This is a genomic window from Clostridia bacterium (assembly GCA_012841935.1).
Classification (GTDB): domain Bacteria; phylum Bacillota; class Peptococcia; order DRI-13; family DTU073; genus DUTS01.
In genome coordinates this window covers 1-3355 of the sequence record DUTS01000022.1, presented here as the reverse complement: position 1 = coordinate 3355, position 3355 = coordinate 1, and the positions used below count along the sequence as shown (strand labels likewise).

Genomic DNA, 3355 nt, shown 5'->3' with positions numbered 1-3355 from the left:
TTCAAATTTTTCATCTTCAATATCCCGTACCGAGGGAATTGACTTAATTACTTCCCCCAAGTTTTCCAAATTTCGAAAAACCATAAAGGCCCGGACACCTTTCATTAAACAATCCTCAGAAACCCTAATTACAATTTTCCAAACATTAAAACCTTGGGAAATTGCTTCACTAATTACGTTAATTTCATATTCATCAAATTCCCCTTTTTCCTCGGGAATCTTTTCAACTTCTTGAGTAATAGGCCTTTTAGTGTTTATCACTACACCTTGTTCAAATTGATTTAGTTTTTCCAACAAATCCTTTAAATTAAGCTGGGGGATTTTCCCCTCTTCAATCATTAAAAGCATTTTTTCCAAAATGTCAACACATTGAAACAAAACATTAATGATTTCCTGATTCATTAACAAGTGCTTAGTTTTAATTTTTTCTAACAAACTTTCCATACGATGAGTTAATTGCGAAATTAAATTATATCCCATGGTAGCTGACATACCCTTAAGTGTATGAGCCGCCCTAAATAATTCATTAAGAACATCTAATCTATTTGGATCCTTTTCCAAATTCAATAATCCCATATTTAAAATTTGTAAATGCTCCCTTGATTCATCTAAAAAAAGATCTAAATAACGGGAAACATCCATGAATAACTCCCCCCTTAAAGCAATCCTTTTTTTCTCAATTCAATTTGACGTTGATAAACTGCTTTAATAATTGTTTTGCGATCAATTTCTTTAATTTCGATAAATTGAATCCCAATCAAGTTTTGTTCCCTACCCAAAAAATCTAATTCCCATTCATTCCAAACAACCTTTCCGGGAATAGCTAATTGCCTTTGTTCCAAAGAAAATTTCACCATAATTTTAGTACCTTTATCCAGAGGAACATAGGTATTTAAAACTAACATCATCCCTCCCCCACTAATGTCCCTGGACTTACAATAAAAGACCTCTTCTTCCCCTTTGGAATTATAAAAAGAAAGCAAGACATTCATTTTTAAACCTACTCGCACATACTCCCTTTTTTGGACCCGTTTAATTGTTTCCGGAAAAGTAACTACTAAATAAGGAATTTCACCCTTTATATTTTCGGATAAATAAGTCCGGAAGACATAAATTGCTTCCTCATTCCAAAACCAAACATTAAAAGCTGTGCCTGGTTTAAAGAAGAGAGGTTTTCTTTCCACCATAGGGGCGGAAAGCACTAATGAATCCTCCAGTATATTTTCTATACGGCTGGAAAAGCGGGTGGATTCCCCAGTTTCCGCGTTAAATAATTCCAACTGTATTACTTGATTAATTTTTAAAATTTCCTCAAAATTAAAAGTCATCAACATCACCTACCTAAAATATCCTATTACCTTACTAAAAAAACCTTTGATACCTTTACCAGCTGCTATCTGATTTTCCTGATCCGTAATTTTCGCAGCTATAGTATATAAATTATTGGCAGCCATTGTTTGGGGATATGCTATCAAAAAAGGTTTTTGAGCCTGAATCGCTTGTCCTACTTTGACATCCTCAACAATATAACCTAAAAATTCTATCTCATAATCCAAAAACTTATGTGTAGCAGTCTGTAATTTTTCAAAAACAACAGCCGCCTCCTTTGGCGAAACAACCCGGTTAACAACCAAATAAATCTTTCCGGTAAAATCCTGCTGGCACAAAGCTTTGATTAAACCATAAGCGTCAGTTATTGCCGTTGGCTCAGGGGTAGTAACAACAATTAGCTCATCTGCCGCCAAAGCAAAACTTAATACAGAATTAGACAACCCAGCCCCAGTATCAATAAGTAAATAATCTGCCTCCCCTTCAATCATGCTTAATTTTGTTAAAAAACTTTCTAGTTCCCATTCTTTTAAATTTGCTAACTCCTGTATTCCTGAACCACCCGGTATAATTTTTAATCCCTGTGGACCCTCCACAACAATATCGGCAATCAATTTTTCGCCACCAATAACATGAGCCAAATTATAAACAGGGGTCAAACCCAAAATAATATCAATATTAGCCAAACCCATATCAGCATCCAATAACATTACCTTTTGTTTAAAATCCGTCAAAGCTAAGGCCAAATTTAAAGAAAGATTACTTTTACCCACACCACCTTTACCACTGGAAATAGTAATCACACGAGTGCCTTTTTCTACACCATTGATTTGTGCCTGGATGCTATTTTTCATTTGTTTAACAATTAATCGTAAAGAATCTGCCTGTTTATTCATTATCATTTCTCCTTCATCAACATTTGCACAAGTTTTTGTGGTTCAGCTACTTCTATATCATCAGGGATATTCTGACCATTAGCAAAATAAGCGATTGGATATTTTTTTTGATAAACCAAATTATAAAGAGAACCATAATTTGAAGTTTCATCGACTTTTGTAAAAATCAAGCTGGAAATATTTACATCCCGATATGCCTCCAAGATATCTATAAAATCCTGATATTTACTAGTACTAGCTAAAACCAAAAACAAATCATCTGACTGGGTAGCCCCCAAATATTCCTTTAGTTCATTGACCTGTGCTTCATTTTTATGACTGCGACCGGCAGTATCAATATAAACAACATCATAATCACAGATTTCTTGTAAACAATCTTGCAGATTTTCCGGATTAAAAACTACTTTCACGGGCACATTCATAATTTCTCCAATTGTTTTAAGTTGTTCAACAGCCGCAATCCGATAAGTATCAATTGTAATCAAAGCTACCTTTTTCTTTTTCATAACAGCATCAATAGCGGCTAATTTAGCAATTGTTGTTGTTTTTCCTACACCTGTCGGACCAATAAAAGTTAAAATTCGCGGTACACCCTTTTTCACCGGTGTAGGTTGATAATAAATTTTTTCTATAGGTTTCAAAAGATAAGTAGCAAGAATTCTATATAATTCCTCCTCAGTTTGCAATTGAATTTGAGCATAATCCTGTAGCATTGCTTTAACCACTTGCAGGGCAATTTGAGAATCAACTTCTTGCTGAATTAAATGTTCATAAAGAAGCCGCCCCCCTTTGGGAAGTTTGGGTTCATTTAAACTACTTAACATTAATGACATTTCCTGCATTATTTGACGCATAGCCGCTAAATCAGCCGAAACCTCTTGACCGCGACCAACCTGTCCTGTTGGATTCTTTTCAGGCGGTAATTCAAAAACCTGTCGAGGACTTTGATCAACCGCAGCAGTTACCTCCACATAACGCTTACGAAACAACCCTAAAAAGCCACCTTCTTTAAAATAACGGGTATGTAAAATTACGGCGTCATTCCCTAATTCACATTTTATTTTTTCCATGGCTTCCTGCATATTAGTAGCCACAAATCTTTTAACTCGCACCTAATTTCACCATCCCTA

4 protein-coding genes are annotated in these 3355 nt (G+C 35.0%); all 4 read right to left on the bottom strand.

Annotation, left to right across the window (positions count from 1 at the left end; genetic code table 11):
* On the bottom strand, positions 1–642 hold a 642-nt coding region (locus tag GX687_01290; protein ID HHX96085.1), incomplete at its 3' end, for a chemotaxis protein CheA.
* Positions 643–656: 14 nt separating this feature from the next.
* Positions 657–1328, bottom strand: a complete 672-nt coding sequence (locus GX687_01285) for a hypothetical protein (protein ID HHX96084.1) — start codon at positions 1326–1328, stop codon at positions 657–659.
* 9 nt (positions 1329–1337) lie between these two features.
* A complete protein-coding gene (locus tag GX687_01280; protein HHX96083.1) occupies positions 1338–2225 on the bottom strand; it encodes a MinD/ParA family protein in 888 nt (295 codons plus the stop codon).
* 2 nt (positions 2226–2227) lie between these two features.
* Positions 2228–3337: a flagellar biosynthesis protein FlhF gene (flhF, locus tag GX687_01275; protein HHX96082.1), complete on the bottom strand. Its 1110-nt coding sequence runs from the start codon at positions 3335–3337 to the stop codon at positions 2228–2230.
* Positions 3338–3355 lie beyond the last annotated feature (18 nt).

Coding starts and splice junctions, on each gene's coding strand:
- GX687_01285 (HHX96084.1), bottom strand. CDS start 1,328: ATGACTTTTAATTTTGAGGAAATTTTAAAAATTAATCAAGTAATACAG.
- GX687_01280 (HHX96083.1), bottom strand. CDS start 2,225: ATGAATAAACAGGCAGATTCTTTACGATTAATTGTTAAACAAATGAAA.